This window comes from Isoptericola sp. NPDC055063, from assembly GCF_053608125.1.
Window position 1 is genome coordinate 93,902 of the sequence record NZ_JBSGUW010000001.1, and the last position, 16,401, is coordinate 110,302.

A 16,401-nucleotide genomic window follows, 5' to 3' on the forward strand; every position below is an offset into this window, starting at 1 on the left:
GGTCGGCGCCGGACCCGTCAGCCGACGTGGGCGGGAGCCATGACGGCCGCCGGCGGGCCGGCCGCGAGCTCGCGGGCAGCCAGCCCGGCCCCGAGGAGCCCTGCCTGGTCGCCCAGGGCGGCCATCGTGATCTCGGCCCCGCGGACCCACCGCCTCGTGGCGGCCTGGGACCGGTAGACGTCGGCGACGAGGCCGCCCCGGGCGAACACGCCGCCACCGAGCACGATGCGGTGCGGCGAGAGGACCGCGCACATGCCGTCGAGCCCGTCGGCGAAGGCCTCGGCGGCCTCCATCAGGGCGCCGACGGCGCCGGGGTCGCCCGCGTCGGCGGCGGCGACGAGGCGGTCGACCGTGCGGTCCGGACCCGGTAGGACACGCTCGGCCGCACGGCGCAGCGCTTCTCCGGACGCGAGGCCCTCCCAGCAGCCGGCGGCGCCGCACCCGCAGGGTTGCCCGCCGCGGTCGACCATCACGTGGCCGATCTCGCCGGCGAACCCGCGCCCTCGCACGAGCCTGCCGTCCAGGACGACCGCGCCACCGATGCCCGTGCCGACCGTGACGACGAGGACCAGGCCCTGCGCACCGCTCCCGTGGACCTCGGCGAGGGCCGCGGCCTGCGCGTCGTTGATGACCTCGGAGGGCAGCCCCGTGACCTCGACGAGGGCCGACCGCAGGTCGACGTCCCCGAGCCCCAGGTTCGCGCTGAGCAGGAGGCGGCCGTCGTCGACCACGCCGGCCACGGCGACGCCGACGGCCTCGGCGTGCCGCCCGAGGTCCCGAGCCAGCTCGAGCACCGCGGAGTGCCGGGCCTCGGGGGTGCGGGGCAGCGGCCGACGCACGACGTCCCGCAGGGAGCCGTCGGGCCCGACCAGCCCTCCGCGGATCATCGTCCCGCCCATGTCGATGCCGACCGTGGTACCCGGGACGCCCTGTCGCGTCGTCATGATGATTCCCTTCCTCGGGTGGTGCGCGGGTCCCCTGCGTCCGTCACCCGGAGGGTGACGATCCCGAAGGGCCGCACGACGAGCGCGGCACCGCACGCGTCGCCGGCCGACCACTCCTCGAACCGGGAGCAGCCGTCGGCCTCGTCCCCGAGCGGCTCCTCGAGGAGGTCGACGCGCGTGACCGTCCCGGGCCCGTCGACCGTCACCCCGACGCTCGCCTGCGCGCCGAGCGGCTCGTAGAGCCGGACGACGAGGTCCCCGCTCGCGTCGTGCGCGAGCTTGACCGACTCCACGAGCAGGCCGGGCCCGTCGAGCCGCACCAGCGGCCCGACGACACCGCCGGACGGCGCCGGGCGCGGCGGGAGCGACAGGGCGTAGCCGTCCCGGACGGCGTCGGCGACCCCGGCCCCCGGGCGGATGCGGTGGACGAACGTGTGCCGGCCGAGGTCGGCCCCCGGGTCGGGGTACCGCGGCCCGCGCAGCAGGTGCAGGTTCACGGTCGTCGTGGTCCCGCCGTCGGGGCGCACCTCGCTCGCCGCGTCGTACCCCTGGGTGGTGCGGTTCGCGATGCCGACGCCGAAGCCGGCGTCCCCGACGTGCACCCAGCGGTGGGCGACGTCGACGAACCGCGCCGACTGCCAGCTCGTGTTGCGGTGCGTGGGCCGGCGGACGTGGCCGAACTGCGTCTCCGCCGCGACCTCGTGCGCGCGCAGGTCGAGCGGCCACGACAGCACGAGGAGCTCCTCGCGCTCGGCCCAGTCCACCGTCGTGGTGACCTCGAGCGCGCCGTCCACGAGCCCGAGGCGCTGCGACAGGGTGCTCCCGCCCGGCCCGAGGACGCGCTCGACGACGATCGCGCCGTCCTCGACCCGGACCCGGGCCTCGGGCACGTCGCGGGACACGCGGTGCGCGTGCGCGTCGACGTCCCACGCGTCCCAGCGGTTCGGCAGGTCGCGGAACAGCCGGACGGCGTTCGCCGGTCCCGCCGCGGCGACGGCGTCGCGCCCGGTCGCGAGGTCGACGAGACCGATCACGTGGCCGGAGCCGTCGACGACCACGCGCAGCGCGTCGTCCTGGAGGGTCCACACCGCGCCGTCCGCCCGCGCGGACGGCGCCTCGGCCCGGAGACGGCGGCCCACGGTCATCGGCTCGAGGCCGTCGAGGACGACGGGGCTCGGGTTCGCCCACAGCGCGTCCCGGCCGGTCGCCGGCGCGTCCTGCGGCGCGGCGCCGGCGAGCGCGTCCAGCGCACCGGCCACCAGCTCGGCGCACCGCCGCTGGACCCGCTCGTGGTCGCGCGCCGCGTCCAGGTAGACCCAGGCGATGGACGAGCCGGGCAGGACGTCGTGGAACTGGTGCAGCAGCACGGTGCGCCACAGCCCGCGCAGCTCGTCGAGCGGGTAGGCGGCGCCGGTGCGCCGCGTCGCGGTGGCGCACCACAGCTCGGCCTCGCGCAGCGCCGACTCGCTCCGCCGGTTGTCCGCCTTGAGCCGCTGCTGCGACGTCGAGATGCCGCGGTGCAGCTCGAGCGGCATCTCGCCGACCCACACGGGCGAGGCCTCGCCCCGCGCCTGCGCGGCGGCGGCGAGCGCCTCCGACCGGGCGAAGAAGTCCTCGGGGGTGCCCCAGGTCACGCGGGCCGAGCCGGCGAGGTCGCGCACGCGCCGCGCCGTCTCGGCGTGCTCGCGCGTCGGGCCGCCGCCGCCGTCGCCCCAGCCGCTCGGCGCGAGCGAGAGCTCGGCGGAGACCGTGTCGGAGTCCGCGACGTTCCGCTCCGCGTGGGCGAGCTGGCGCGGCGTGAGGTCGCTGTTGTAGTTGTCGACCGGCGGGAAGTGCGCGAGCACGCGCGACCCGTCGATGCCCTCCCAGGTGAACGTGTGGTGCGGCATCCGGTTGGTGTCGTTCCACGACATCTTCTGCGAGAGGAACCGGCGCATGCCCGCCGCGCGGAAGATCTGCGGCAGGGCCGCGGAGTATCCGAACGAGTCGGGCAGCCAGACCTCGCGGCAGCGCACCCCCAGCTCGTCGCGGAACCACGTGGTCCCCTCGAGGAGCTGGCGCGCCATGGACTCCCCCGACAGCAGCACGGTGTCGGACTCGACCCACATCCCGCCCACCGGGACGAACCGGCCCTGGCGGACCGCGGCCCGGATCAGCTCGAACAGCTCCGGCTCGCTCTCCTGCACCCACGCGAGGTGCTGCGCGGAGGAGGTCACGAACGTCGTCTCGGGGTACTCCTCCAGCAGCGCGAGGGCGTTGGAGTACGTCCGCACCACCTTGCGGCGCGTCTCCCGGAAGGGCCACAGCCACGCCGAGTCGATGTGCGCGTGGCCGACGGCCACGACCTCGTGCCCGGCGTCCCCGTTGCCCTCGGCCAGCACGCCCGCGAGCTCCGCGCGCGCCGCGGCGGCGGACGCCCGGAGCGCCTCGGGGGTCGCGACCTGCACGACGTCGAGCATCCGCGCCAGCGCCCGCAGCACCCGGCCGCGGCGCAGCCCGGGGTCGGGCAGGACCTCGAGCTGCTCGCGCAGGACGCGCACGTCGCGCCACAGCCCCCACGTGGCGTCGTCCCGCAGCCGCAGGGCGATCTCGCCCCACGCGTACTGGGGGACGGCGGGCAGGGTCGCGGGGTCGCCGAGCGGCGTCGGCGCGAAGGTGAAGTCCGGGTCCATGACCGGATTGGCCGCGGCCTCCACCCACACGTCCACGGGCAGGCCGGCCGCCCCGGCGGACCAGGCGTCCCAGCCGGTGCGGTCCGCGCGCAGGAGGAGCGGCAGCGGCACGCGCCGGTTGTACGGCGAGACGCCCTTGAGCACCCGGCCGTCGTGCGCGCGCGCCGTGCCCTCGGCCTGGAAGCCGGGGGTGTCGCGCGTGAACCCGAGGTCGACCTCCAGGTCGACGAGCAACTCCGCGCCCGCCCACGCGGCCGGCACCTCGCCGCGCAGCCGCAGCCACGTCGTCGACCACGGCTCGCCCCAGGGCTCGCCCGGCGCCACAGGGTGGAACGCGTCGTCCGGCAGGGCCAGGACCACGTCCGGGCGCACCGGCTCCCCCGGCCGCGACCAGGCCGTCACGGTGACCGGCGCGCTCGCGGCGTCCAGCGCCGGGGCGAGCCGCTCGTCGACGAAGCGGCGGACGCGACCGAGGGTGACGTCGTCAGGCTCGAGCCCCATCGACGGTCACCTCCCCGGCGCCGTCCTGCGCGACGTCGAACGACCACCGCCGCCCGGCGATGGCCACCTCGACGCGCGAACGGCGGTCCCCGAGGACCGCGAGGGGCAGGTCCGGGCGCAGGACGTCGTCCGTCGGGACGCGCACGGACACCCGCGACCCGGCCCCGGGCGCGACGCTCACGCGCTCCCATCCGACGACGACCGTGCGCGCCCAGTCCAGGCCGCCGACCCGCCGCGACCGGACGAGCAGCAGACCCTCGCCGTCCCAGTCCCCCGCGGCGGCGCGCACGTCCGCCTCGACCAGCAGCTCCTCCCCGTCCACCGCGAGCCGCACCCCATGGACGTCGAGACCGCCGTAGCCGATGCCGTCCCCGACGCGCGCGAGCACCGGCTCCGGCACGTCGCGGTAGACGCTCTCGGCGGGCATCCGCTCGTCGTCGCGCACCGGGATCGCGCCCGGGTGCGCGGGCAAGGTCACCGGCAGGTGTCCTGCGGGCTGGCGCGCGCCGAGCAGCAGGTCCGCGATCACGCGGCCGCCGTCCGGCCCGGGGTAGAAGGCGAGGAGGACGGCGTCGGCGTGCGCGACGACGGCCGTGAGCACGTACGGGCGCCCGGCGAGGACGACCGCGACGACGGGTCCGCGCGCGGCCGCGCGCACCGCGGCGAGCGTCTCGACCTGCCCGGCGGGCAGGACCGGGGAGGCGAGATCGACGCCCTCCCCGCAGTCCGCCGCGGTCTGGCCGGCGTTCGCGCCGTTGTCCGCGAACTCGTCCGTGTAGGCGCGGTGGCTCGACCCGCCGAGCACGACGACGACCCCGTCCGCCGCGGCGAGCGCGGCGGCCGCGTCGTCGGCGTCGGCGTCCACGCGTTCGACCACGACGCCGTCCCGCCCGGACGACGCCGTCAGCGCGTCCGCGACCGACAGCCGGCGGTCCGGGGCGAGCGGGGCGACGTAGTCGCCGAGCAGGGCGTCGACGTCGTCGGCGCGCGGCCCGGTGACGACCCATCTTCCGCCGGGAGCGACCGGCAGCGCCGGGCGGTCCGCGCCCGCGGGCGGCTCGTTGCGCAGCAGGACGACGGACCGGGCCGCGATCGCGGTGGAGAGGTCGCGGGCGGCCCCGTGGCCCCGCTGGTCGGGACGCTCGGTGGGCTGCGGCGCCGCGTCGAGCGGCCCGAGGAGGCCCGACCACGCCTTGACCGTGAGCACGCGCAGGCAGGCCTCGTCCACGGCGGGTGCCAGCAGGTCGGGCGACTGCGCCACCGCGTCCTCGAGCATCGTGAACGACCGGTCCCACAGCGACAGGTCGACGCCCGCGTGCAGCGCCGCGGCGGCCGCGGCGACGGGGTCCCCGACCTGCTCGACGATCCGGTCGATGGCGAGCCCGTCGGCCATGACGAGGCCGTCGAAGGCCCACTCGCCGCGCAGGAGGTCGGTCAGGAGGGCACGGTTCGCGACGCACGGGACGCCGTCGATGTCGTTGTACGCGGCCATGAGGCCGAGGGCCCCGGCCGCGACGCCCGCGCGGGCGGCGGGCAGGTGCAGCTCGGCGAGGTCCCGCGGGCCCAGCGCCGCGGAGTGCCCGTTGCGGCCGCCCGTGCCCGCGCCCTGCGCGGCGAAGTGCTTGAGGACGACGCCGACGCCGGTCCCGTCGGCGGCGTTGCCGGACAGGCGCGAGCGGCCGGGCCCCTGCATGCCCACGACCGCGGCCTCGGTCATCCGCGCCGCCAGCGCGGGGACCTCGCCGTAGCACTCCTCGGAGCGGCCCCAGCGGGGGTCCTGGAGCAGGTCGAGGGTGGACAGCAGCGCGAGGTGCACGCCGTCGGCCCGCAGCGACGTCGCGACCGACGCACACGCCTCCCGGTACAGCGCGGCGTCCCACGTGGCGCCCACCGCCAGGTTCACGGGCAGCAGCGCGGCGCCGAGCGCCTGGTGCCCGTGGGGGGCCTCCTCGACGAGCAGCGGCCCGACGCCCTGCCCGGACGCGGCCCGCACCTCCTCGACGACGAGGGCGGCGACCTCGGCCCGCTCCTGCGGCCGGATGCCGTCGGCCCAGCCCCGCCCCGACCACGCGTCGGCGCGGAAGAGGCCGTACAGCGCTCCGAGCCCGCCCCAGCGGTCGACCTCCTCGCGCAGCAGGTCGGTGGTGCGCCACCTGCCCCGGGCGGTGCGCTCGACGGCCTGCCAGCCGAGCAGCCGCTGGTTGAGCTGGCCCACCCGCTCCCGCAGGGACATGCCCGCCATCACCTCGGCGGCGCGCCGCCGCGCCGGGTCGGTGCCGGTGCCCCGCACCGCGGGGTCCTCGTGCGTCATCGGTGCCACAGGTCGTTCCTCGTCCTCAGTACGGGGCGCGCGCCGAACGCCGCCGGGTCGGCGGCCTCGGCGCCGGTCACGTCGAGCTCGACGGTCTCGCCGGGGAGCAGGAGGGTCAGCAGGTCGTCGACCCGCGCGGCCGGGTCGAGCCGGTCGACGAGCAACGCGACGTCGCAGGTCACGACGTCCGCCGTGACCCGCACCCGCCAGCCCTGCGGGGTCCGCGCGGCCTCGACCGACGGCGCCGGCCGCGCCCAGCGCACGCCGTCCTCACGGCACAGCGCGGACCACGCGCGCAGCCCGTCGCAGTCCGCTACGAGCACCTCGTCGCGGCGCGCGCCGGGGAGCGCGACCTGCGGCGGCACGTCCCAGCGGGCCACGGAGCGCGGGGCGACCTCGACGGTCCGCTCCGCCTCCGCCGGGCCGCCCAGCGGACCGCCCACGACGTGCACGCGCCGCACGACGACCCGCGCCTGCCACACCGCGTCGGTGTCGTTGACGAGGACGACCTGGGGCGCGCCGTCGTGCGGCTGGATCGAGAGGGTGCGCGGCGCGTACGCCTGGCGCAGCGCGTGCCAGCCGGGCTTGGGCCGCCCGCCGTGGTCGATCACCGACCACGAGATCCCCGGCCACGCGTCGTTGAGCTGCCACACGAGCATCCCGGCGGTGCGCGGCCACGAGCCCCGCAGGTGGTCGGCGGCGGTGCGCAGGGCGTCGGCCTGGTTGAGCTGGGTCGCCCAGGACCAGTCGTCGACGTCGTCGAGCAGGAGGTCGGGGTCGGGGACGTGCCCGTCCAGCCGCCGCACGAGGTGGCGCATCCCGCCCACCTGCCGCTGCCGGGTCGCCATCGCCGCGCCGCGGACGTCGACCGGCCGCTCGGTGAGCGCGGCGGAGAGCGTCGCCCACGTCGGCGGGGCCTGGAAGCCGAGCTCCGCGGCGAAGCGCGGGACGTGGTTGCGGTACGTGGTGTGGTCGAACAGGTTCCACTGGTCCCAGAGGTGGCTCGTGCCCTCCCCGTCGGCGTTCGGCGCGACGCCGTCCGTCGAGGAGAACGGGCTCGACGGCACGTACGGGGTGCCGGGGTCCTCCTCCGCGACGACGCGCGGCAGGAGCTCGCGGTAGTACCCCTCGCCCCACGTGCGGTCGCCGACCCGGTCGGGCCAGCCCCAGTCGCTCCAGCCCTGCAGGTTCTCGTTGGAGCCGTTCCACACGACGACGCTCGGGTGCGCCGAGAGCCGCCGCACCTGCTCGCGGGCCTCCGCCTCGACCTCGGAGCGCAGCGGCTCCTCCTCGGGGTAGGCGGCGCACGCGAAGGCGAAGTCCTGCCAGACCAGCATCCCCGCGGCGTCGCACGCCGCATAGAACGCGTCGCCCTCGTAGACCCCGCCGCCCCACACGCGCAGCATGGTCATGTGCGCGTCGACCGCCTGGCCCACGCGCTCGGCGTAGCGCTCGGCCGTCATGCGCGAGGCCAGCAGCTCGTCGGGGATCCAGTTCGCGCCGCGCGCGAAGACCTCGCGCCCGTTGACCACGACGACGAAGCGGCGCCCGTGCTCGTCGGGCGACGTGTCGAGGTCGACGCGGCGCAGCCCGACCCGGTGGGCCTGCTCCTGGTCCGTCCCGACCAGGCCGACCGTCACGTCGTGGAGCGTCGGGGCGCCGTACCCGCGCGGCCACCACAGCTCGGCGTCGGGCACGTCGAGGACGATCTCCGCGCGGCCGGTCACCGCGTGCCGCGACCGGTTCCCGCCGACCGCGATCTCCACCTCGCCCGTGGCGGCGTCGTCGTCCTGCCCGTCGAGCTCGACGGCGACGACGACGCGGCGCTCGGCGAGGTCCGCCGAGACGGTGCCGCGGGCGTGCGACCGCAGCCGCACGCCGGTCCACGCCTCGATCCGGGCGGGGCGCCACAGGCCGGCGGTGACCAGCGGCGGCGCCCAGTCCCACCCCACGCTCGACGCCATGACGCGCAGCCGGTTGTACGGGTAGGCCCAGTCGTACGGCAGGTGGCCGTCGTCGGCGGCGAGCATCGCCCGCGCGGCCGAGGAGAGCTCGACGGCGACGCGGTTCGCGCCGGAGCGGACCAGCGCCGAGACGTCGACGGCGTACGACCGGTGCATGTTCGCGGTGGCCACGGCCTCGCTGCCGTTGACGCGGACGGTGGCGACGGTCGCGAGGCCGTCGAGGGCAAGCTCGACCCGGCCCGCCGCGACGGCGTCCGGCAGCTCGACCTCGGCCTCGTAGACCCAGTCGCTCTCGCCCACCCAGCGCACCGCCGCGGCGTTGTCGTCGACGTACGGGTCCGCGATGACGCCCGCCGCGAGCAGGTCGTCGTGGACACACCCCGGGACCGATGCCGCGATCCCGTCCCGCAGCCGCGCGACGACCTCGTCGGCCGGGGCGCCGTCGCCGGCCTCGCCCACCAGCCGCACGGTCCAGCCCGTGCCTGCCAGGTCGGTGCGGTGGACCGTGCGGTGATCGGTCCCCGCGGCGGCCTCGTCCTGCGTGCTCCGGTCGTGCACGTGCTCAGTCCTCCGGGTAGTCGGTCGGCGCGCTGTAGCCCTCGGGCACCACCGGGGCCGTCCGGTGCCCGGTCCGGTGGACCAGCACCTCCGCGATGCGGGCGCCCGGGCCCTCCACCTCGATCTCGAGCGCGCGGGTGGCCGGCGCGTCCACGACGTGCAGCCGCCCCGCCCCGACCGTGCCGCCCTGGGCCACCACGGCCCCGTCGAGGCGGACCTCGTGCCGGGTGACCCGCTGGCCCCCGGCGAGGTCCTCCCGGACCAGCACGTGGTCGAGCTCCACCGGCGCGTCGCCGAGGTCGGCGCGCCAGGTGGTGTCCCCGGTGCGGGTGAGCGTCGCCGCGACGGCGTCCCCGAACCTCGCGCGGAGCTCGTCGCCGAACGCGGTGACCACCGCGGCGTCCGCGGGGTCGATGCGGCCGCGGCGGTCCGGCGGGACGTTGAGCAGCAGGTTCGCGCCCAGCCCGACGGACCGGTAGTAGATCGCCAGCAGGTGCTCCAGCGACTTGGGCTCGTCGTCCTGCGCCCAGAACCAGCCGCGACGCACGGACACGTCGCACTCCGGGGGCAGGTACAGGGCCTCCGCGAACTGCGTCGTCACGACGGTGTAGTTGCTCATCTGCGTGTGGTGCACGACGTACTCGACGGGGTCGCTGGCGAGCCCGTCCTCGTTGCCGACCCACCGGATCGTCGGGGCCCCCATGTTGAAGACCATCGCCTGCGGCTGGTGCGTGCGCGCGACGTCCATGATGCGCGCCCAGTCGTAGGAGTACCCCTCCGAGCCGGCGCCGTCGAACCACAGCTCGACGAGCGGGCCGTACCGCGTGCAGAGCTCGGTGAGCTGGGTGACGTACACGTCGGCGTACGCCTCCGGGTCCTGGTAGGCCGGGTGGTTCCGGTCCCAGGGCGACAGGTACAGGCCGAGGCCGAGGCCCGCCGCGCGGCAGGCCGCCGCGACCTCGGCCACGACGTCGCCCTGACCGTCGCGCCACGGCGACGAGGCCACGGAGTAGTCGGTGGTCGAGGTCGGCCACAGGCAGAACCCGTCGTGGTGCTTGGCGGTGAGCACGACGTAGGTCGCGCCCGCGGCCACGGCCAGCGCCACCCACTCGTCGGCGTCGAGCTCGGTCGGGTCGAACGACGACGCCGGGAGGGTGCCGTCGCTCCACTCCTTGGCGTGGAACGTGTTGATGCCGAAGTGGAAGAACATGCCCACCTCGAGCTGCTGCCAGCGCAGCTGCTCCGCCGTCGGCACGAGCACGGCGTCGGCGGTCCGGGGCGCGACGTCCTGGAGGACGTCCTGGTTCGGGGTCACTTCACTGCTCCTGATTCCACGCCCTTGAAGAAGTGCCGCTGCAGTGCCACGAAGAGCACGAGGATCGGCACGATGGCGATGATGGACCCGGCCATGGTGACGCGCGGGTCGTACGAGAGGGACGAGGCCGCGAGGCGCGACAGGCCGAGGGAGAGCGTGTACAGCTCCTCCGACCGCAGCACGATGAACGGCCAGAGGAAGTCGTCCCAGGCGGCGATGAACGAGTTGATGACGACGACGACCATCGCGCCCCGCGCCGCGGGGAGGTAGACCTTCCAGAACCGGCGGAGCTCGCCGGCGCCGTCGAGCATCGCGGCGTCCTCGACCTCGTTCGGGACGGCGCTGAACGCCGCCCTCGTGATGAGGACGTTGACGGCCGAGATCGCGCCGGGGAGCCAGACACCGATGAACGAGTCGTCGAGGCCGAGGTCGGTGATCTGGGTGTACAGCGAGACCATGATCGACTCGAACGGGAACATCATCGAGATGATGAGCACCCAGTAGAAGACGCCGCGGCCCCGCCAGCCCTGGCGCGAGAGCATGTAGCCCGCGAGCGTCGGGAAGACGACCTGCGAGAACACCGTGAGCAGGCACATGATCAGGCTGTTGCGGATGTACGTGCCCATCGGCACCTGCTCGAACACGGTCTGGTAGGCCGCGAACGTCGGGTGCTCCGGGAAGAAGGTCGCCGAGCTGCCGTACAGCGCGTCCTGCGGCCCCTTGAGGGACGAGAAGAACTGCCACAGCAGCGGGCCCACGGAGATCGCGAGCACGACCAGCAGGAGGACGTACCGCGTCACGAGCGCGCGGGTGCGGCCGCGCGTGCGCCACCAGTTCATCAGTCCTCCTCCTTGGAGCCGAGCTTGTGCGACGCGACCGCGAGGCCGATCGTCAGGACGAACAGCGCGACGGAGATGGCGGCGCCGTAGCCGACGTTGCCCGCGATCGGGTCGAGCGCGACGTCCCGGATGTAGAACGGCAGGGTCCGTGCCTGGCCGCCGACGCCGCCCGTCGCGCCGCCGAGGATGTAGATCTCGGTGAACACCCGCAGGGAGCCGATGCCCGACATGATGCCGACGAGCAGCATCGTGAGGCGGACGCCGGGGACGGTGACGTGGACGAACTGGCGGAACGTGCCGGCGCCGTCGAGCGACGCGGCCTCGTAGAGGTCCTTGGGCACGCTGGCCAGGGCGGAGAGGTAGAAGATCATGTACCACCCGAGGCCCTTCCAGACGGTCAGCGCCACGGCCGTGAGGAGCAGCAGCGTCGTGTCCGACAGGAAGGGGATCGGGGAGTCGATGAGCCCGACCTGCTTGAGCGCGGTGTTGATCGGCCCGTTCTCGGACACGAGGTTCTGCCACACCAGCGCGACCGCGACCATCGACGCGACCACGGGGGCATAGAACGCCGTCCGGAAGAACCCGATGGCCGGGACCTTCTTGTACACGAGCTGGGCGAGCATCAGCGGCAGCACGACGAGCAGCGGCACCGCGACGACCGCGTAGAGCACGGAGTTGCGCACGGCGAGCCAGAACGCCGGGTCCGCGACCATGCGCGAGTAGTTGTCCATGCCCACCCAGTCGCCGCCGCCGCCGAGCGGCCGCGCGTCGGTGAAGGACAGCACGATGGTGTTGAGGAACGGGAAGACCCCGAACACCCCGATGACGACGAGCGCCGGCGCGACCCACAGCCACGGGGTCCACCAGGGCCGGTAGAGCGCGGCGCCCGAGGTGGGGCGCGGGCGCCTGCTGCGCGTCCGGCTGCTCGTCCGGCTGCGCCGGGTGGCCCCGGCCGCCGGCTCACCGGTGGCCAGGGTTCCCGCGAGGACGTCGGTCGTCATCGGTCAGCCCTGCTGCTCAAGGATCTGGTTCGCGGCGTCCTCGGCGTCCTGGAGCGCCTCGGCGGCCGGCTTCTTGCCCGAGATCGCGAGCTGCAGCTCGGAGATCACGGCGGTCTGCACGGCGTCGGACCACGCGAAGATGAAGACGTTCTCCGCGTCCGTCGCGGCCTCGACCGACAGGCGGTTCGCCTCGTCGAGCGGCGAGTGGCCGGTGATGTCCGTGAACTTCGGGATGTCCAGCGACTCCTCGGTGGAGGGGAAGTTGGAGACCAGCGGGCTGGAGACGAACTCCGTCTGCCACTCGGGGCTCAGCATGAACTGCGCGAACGCGACCGCCGCGACCGGGTTCTTCGACGTGGACGGGACGCCGATGAGCTGGCCGTCCTGGAACGCGTGGCCGCGCGCGTCGAACAGCGTGTCGACGCCGGTCACGTCGTACGTGGCCTCGTTGGTGTCCTTGACGTAGCGCAGGAAGGACGCGTTCGTGGAGCCCCACACCACGTCCCCGGCGGAGTAGAGCTGCGTGACGTCCACGTCGCTCGAGAGGGTGTCCTTCGGCAGCGCGCCCTCGGCGTACAGCTCCGCGTACTTGGTCAGCCACTCCTGGATCTTCGGGTCGTCCGCGAAGGTGAACTCGGTCTCGTCCGCGTTCGTGATCTTCGCGTTCATGAGCTGCCAGTCGTTCGGCACGTGCGTGTACGGGTTCGCGGGGAACGCGTAGTACTCGCCGCCCGACTTCTTCGCGATCTGGCTCGCCATGTCGAGCTGCTCCATGACGGTCGTCGGCGGTGCCTGCGGGTCGAGGCCGGCGTCCTTCATGAGGTCCTTGTTGAAGGTCTGCAGGCCGTTCAGGCCCCAGTACCACGGGAGGACGTAGTGGTCGTCGTCGCCGGGGAACTTCTGCGACTCCCACACCGACTGGATGAAGGGGGCGCCGATGTCCTCGGGACCCTTGGTCGTGAGGTCGAGCAGGAAGTTCTCGCGGTAGAGCGCGTACGCCGTCGTCTGGTTGAGGTTGACGACGTCGGGCAGGTCGCACGACTGCGCGTTGGTGACGAGGCGCTGCGTGAACTCGGCGTCGCCCGGGTCGTCCTGCCACTTCACCGTGACCTCGGGGTACTTCTTCTCGAAGGCCGCGATGAGCTTCTCGAAGTACGGGCTGAAGTCCTGCTTGAGCGCCGTGGTCTGGAAGGTGATCTCGCCGGACGGCTCGCCCGACAGCCGCTCGTCGGACGTCACCTCGTCCGAGAGCTGGCACCGGCCCGCCGTGGTCGGCTTGCCGTTGGCGCCGACCTCGTCGGAGCCTCCGCCGATGCCGCACGCCGACAGTGCGAGCGAGAGGACGACGGCGCCGGCGACGCCGCCCGTGAGCGCGCGGCCGCGGCGGTGCGGTCGGGACGTGAAGGTGTGAGTGCTCATCTGTTCAGCCGTTCCTCGTGAGGTGTCTACCCGACGGTGGGCCGGACCTGGAGTCGGTCCGTGGTGATCCACAGGTGTGGCGGTCGGTGCCGTCGCGCGAGGTCGTTCTCGGGCGACGTGCGTGGTCGGTCGTGCGTGGGTCGCGCGTGGTGGTGTCGTGTCAGGGCTCGCGCAGCTCCGGCCAGGTGCGGACGGGGGAGGCGACGGCGCCGATCCCGTAGACGGACTCCCGCGCGGCCTCGCGCAGGAGTGTCAGCGCGCCGCGGACCACGCCGCCCGGGCCGAGCGACGACGGGACCACCTCGGTCCGCAGCGGGGACTCGGTGCGGAGCAGCTCCTCGACCTCCGCGGCGAACCGCTTGCCCCCCGCCGTCCCGACCGTCCCGGCGAGGACGACGCGGTGCGGGTCGACGACGGTGGCGATCGTGGTGACCACGAGGGCGACGCGGCGCGCGGCCTCCCGACGGAACGCGTGGAGGGCCTCGCCCGGGCCCTCGTCGCCGAGCGCCTCCTCCGGCGAGGTCCCGTCGAGCCCCAGCCCGTCGAGCACGTCCTGGAGCGCGGCCGAGCCCACGAGGCTCTGGAAGCCGGCGGACGACGAGCCGAGCGGTCCGCCGCTCGTCGTCGGCGCGAGGCCGATCTCGCCCGCGTACCCGTGCGCGCCCCGCAGCAGCGTGCGGCTGACGACGGTCGCGGCTCCGATGCCCTCGTCGAGGCGCAGGAGAGTGAAGCTCTCGATGCCGGCCGCGTTGCCGCTCTCGGCCTCGGCGAGCGCGGCGAGGTTGACGTCGTTCTCGAGCGCGACGGGGCAGCCGAGCCGCGCGGCGAGCCGGCCTCGCTGTCCCGCTCGCCACGCCGGATGCCCGGAGACGAAGTCCATGTCTCCCTGGGGGTTCACGACGCCCGGCGTGCCCGCGAGCACCTGCCACAGGCTGGACGGCTCGACACCGGCCTCCGCGCACGCGGCGGCGACCGCCTCGGCGACGGTCTCGACCGGGTCGTCGCCGTGCTGCGGGACGCGGACGTCGGAGAGCGCGGCGCCCGAGAGGTCGGAGACGACGGCGTGCACGAACCGGCCCGGCTGCATCTCGACGCCCACGACGTGGCAGAGGTCGGTCACGGCACGGAAGTGGACCGCGTTCGGTCCCCGCTGCGCCGACGAGACCTCGCCCACGGGGGCGACGAGCCCGGCCTCGACGAGCCGGAGGACGAGATCGCCGGTCGACGGCTTCGACAGGCCGGTGGCCTTGCTGATCGTGGCCCGGGAGGCCGACTGATGCTCGAGGAGGAGGTCGAGGACCATCCGCTCGTTCACCGACAGGGTCTTTCGCGTCATTGCGACCATCTCGTCCGGGCGGCCGGGTGGCCGCGAACTATTACTTTCAGACAGGCTACCTGATAGATAACCTCCAGACGACCCTCCGAGCCGATAAAGATCGGATGACCTTGCGCGCGGGCCGGGCCGCAGTCGTCTGACCTGGGGAATCGCTCGAGAACCTGGGACAAGTCCTCTGATGATTCGGTGCCTACGCCGGCGTGCGGACGCCGATCGTGAGCAGCAGGTTCGCGTAGACGCGCTGGTCGCCGGTGGCGACGAGCAGGGCGACGTCGTCGGACCGGGCGGCGTCGTAGAACGCGAAGCGGTCCAGCTCGTCCCAGCCGACGTCGGGCCCGAGCATCGCCCGGTAGCCGGTGTGGGCGGGGATCTCCTCGCCCGGGGCGACGACGTCGCCCGCCACGCCGCCGGGCACCATGACGGCGGCGGACTCGACCGGGACGGCGTCGAGGAGCACCTCGAGCACCTGGTCCACGGTCAGCAGGCCGGGCCGCAGGTTGAGGTGCACGCGCGCGGCGCCGGGCCGTGCGCCCGTGGAGTGCGGGTAGTTGGCGTCGGCCAGCAGGACGCGCGACCCGTGCCCCGCCGCGGCGAGCGCCGCGACGAGGCCAGGGTGCAACAGCTCGTAGCGCAGCACGTCAGGCCGGGACCGACGAGGCGGCCGGGACCTGCGCGGCGAAGGCGTGTCGTTGGCGGCCGAGCCCCTCGATCTCGACCTCGACGACGTCGCCGTCGGCGAGGTAGGGGAAGCGGCCGGACAGCGCGACGCCCTCGGGGGTGCCGGTGCAGATCAGGTCGCCTGCCTCGAGCGTCATGTACTGCGACAGGTGGTGCACGATCGCCGCGACGTCGAAGATCATGTCGGTCGTCGACGAGTCCTGGCGGGGCTCGCCGTTGACGGACGACCGCAGCCGCAGGCCGGCGGGGTCCACCTCGTCGGCGGGCACCAGCGCGGGACCGGTGGGCAGGAACGCGGGGCCGCACTTGCCCTTCGACCACTGGCCGAGGGAGTCGTCGAGCTGCCAGGCCCGCTCGCTCACGTCGTCGACCACGGTGTACCCGGCGACGTGCTCGAGGGCGGCCTCGACGGACGGCAGGTAGCTCGCCTGCTTCCCGACGACGATCGCGAGCTCCACCTCCCAGTCGACCTTGTCCGAGCCGGGCGGGATCGGCACCGTGTCGTCGGGGCCGACGACGGTGTTGGGGTGCTTGAAGAAGATGATCGGCAGGCGCGGGGGCTCCGCGCCGGACTCCCGCGCGTGCGCGGCGTAGTTCTGGCCCACGCACACGACGGCGGTGGGGCGGGCGATCGGCGCGCCGACGCGCAGGGCGTCCGCGCCCTCGAGCACGGGGAGCTCGCCGGCGGCCAGCGCGGCCCGGGTGCGGGCGATGCCGTCCGCCGCGAGGAACGCGCCGTCGACGTCGTGGCTCCCGGGGACGGCCGCGATCAGCGGCCGCAGGTCGTAGGTGACGCCGTCGTGGGTGACGGCAGGGATCTCCTGGCCCACCGGGCCCAGGCGGAGCAGCTGCATCGGTGTCCT

The 16,401-nt window shown here is 74.6% G+C and carries 11 protein-coding genes; all 11 read right to left on the reverse strand.

What is annotated here, in order from left to right:
• Positions 1-17: 17 nt before the first annotated feature.
• A complete protein-coding gene (locus tag ACWF41_RS00460) occupies positions 18-944 on the reverse strand; it encodes an ROK family protein (protein WP_380319169.1) in 927 nt (308 codons plus the stop codon).
• Positions 941-4,117 (reverse strand): alpha-mannosidase, encoded by a 3,177-nt coding sequence (locus ACWF41_RS00465; RefSeq protein ID WP_380319166.1) that lies wholly within the window; start codon positions 4,115-4,117, stop codon positions 941-943. Before ACWF41_RS00465 ends, ACWF41_RS00460 begins: the two co-directional genes overlap by 4 nt.
• Positions 4,101-6,428, reverse strand: coding sequence for a glycoside hydrolase family 3 protein (locus ACWF41_RS00470; protein WP_380319181.1), 2,328 nt, complete (start codon positions 6,426-6,428; stop codon positions 4,101-4,103). The genes ACWF41_RS00465 and ACWF41_RS00470 overlap by 17 nt, the downstream gene beginning before the upstream one ends.
• Complete coding sequence (locus tag ACWF41_RS00475) at positions 6,425-8,950, reverse strand: glycoside hydrolase family 2 protein (RefSeq protein WP_380319163.1); 2,526 nt, start codon at positions 8,948-8,950, stop codon at positions 6,425-6,427. The genes ACWF41_RS00470 and ACWF41_RS00475 overlap by 4 nt, the downstream gene beginning before the upstream one ends.
• Before the next feature lie 4 nt (positions 8,951-8,954).
• On the reverse strand, positions 8,955-10,265 hold the full coding sequence (locus ACWF41_RS00480) for an alpha-L-fucosidase (RefSeq protein WP_380319160.1): 1,311 nt from the start codon (positions 10,263-10,265) through the stop codon (positions 8,955-8,957).
• Positions 10,262-11,104, reverse strand: coding sequence for a carbohydrate ABC transporter permease (locus tag ACWF41_RS00485; RefSeq protein ID WP_380319157.1), 843 nt, complete (start codon positions 11,102-11,104; stop codon positions 10,262-10,264). Before ACWF41_RS00485 ends, ACWF41_RS00480 begins: the two co-directional genes overlap by 4 nt.
• Positions 11,104-12,105 carry a carbohydrate ABC transporter permease gene (locus ACWF41_RS00490; RefSeq protein WP_380319154.1) on the reverse strand — a complete coding sequence of 334 codons (1,002 nt, stop codon included), beginning with the start codon at positions 12,103-12,105 and terminating at the stop codon, positions 11,104-11,106. Before ACWF41_RS00490 ends, ACWF41_RS00485 begins: the two co-directional genes overlap by 1 nt.
• Positions 12,106-12,108: 3 nt before the next feature.
• Positions 12,109-13,524: an extracellular solute-binding protein gene (locus ACWF41_RS00495; RefSeq protein WP_380319151.1), complete on the reverse strand. Its 1,416-nt coding sequence runs from the start codon at positions 13,522-13,524 to the stop codon at positions 12,109-12,111.
• Positions 13,525-13,684: 160 nt separating this feature from the next.
• Entirely contained in the window at positions 13,685-14,860 is a 1,176-nt protein-coding gene (locus ACWF41_RS00500; protein WP_380319148.1) for an ROK family transcriptional regulator, read from the reverse strand.
• Between the two features lie 190 nt (positions 14,861-15,050).
• Positions 15,051-15,497, reverse strand: a complete 447-nt coding sequence (locus ACWF41_RS00505) for an RbsD/FucU domain-containing protein (protein ID WP_380319145.1) — start codon at positions 15,495-15,497, stop codon at positions 15,051-15,053.
• A gap of 1 nt (position 15,498) precedes the next feature.
• A complete protein-coding gene (locus tag ACWF41_RS00510; protein WP_380319141.1) occupies positions 15,499-16,392 on the reverse strand; it encodes a fumarylacetoacetate hydrolase family protein in 894 nt (297 codons plus the stop codon).
• Positions 16,393-16,401: the final 9 nt, after the last annotated feature.

Bases quoted from the DNA above. Each gene is read 5' to 3' on its own strand.
- ACWF41_RS00460 (WP_380319169.1), bottom strand. From the start codon at position 944: ATGACGACGCGACAGGGCGTCCCGGGTACCACGGTCGGCATCGACATG.
- ACWF41_RS00465 (WP_380319166.1), bottom strand. From the start codon at position 4,117: ATGGGGCTCGAGCCTGACGACGTCACCCTCGGTCGCGTCCGCCGCTTC.
- ACWF41_RS00470 (WP_380319181.1), bottom strand. From the start codon at position 6,428: ATGACGCACGAGGACCCCGCGGTGCGGGGCACCGGCACCGACCCGGCG.
- ACWF41_RS00485 (WP_380319157.1), bottom strand. From the start codon at position 11,104: ATGAACTGGTGGCGCACGCGCGGCCGCACCCGCGCGCTCGTGACGCGG.
- ACWF41_RS00490 (WP_380319154.1), bottom strand. From the start codon at position 12,105: ATGACGACCGACGTCCTCGCGGGAACCCTGGCCACCGGTGAGCCGGCG.
- ACWF41_RS00495 (WP_380319151.1), bottom strand. From the start codon at position 13,524: ATGAGCACTCACACCTTCACGTCCCGACCGCACCGCCGCGGCCGCGCG.
- ACWF41_RS00500 (WP_380319148.1), bottom strand. From the start codon at position 14,860: ATGACGCGAAAGACCCTGTCGGTGAACGAGCGGATGGTCCTCGACCTC.
- ACWF41_RS00510 (WP_380319141.1), bottom strand. From the start codon at position 16,392: ATGCAGCTGCTCCGCCTGGGCCCGGTGGGCCAGGAGATCCCTGCCGTC.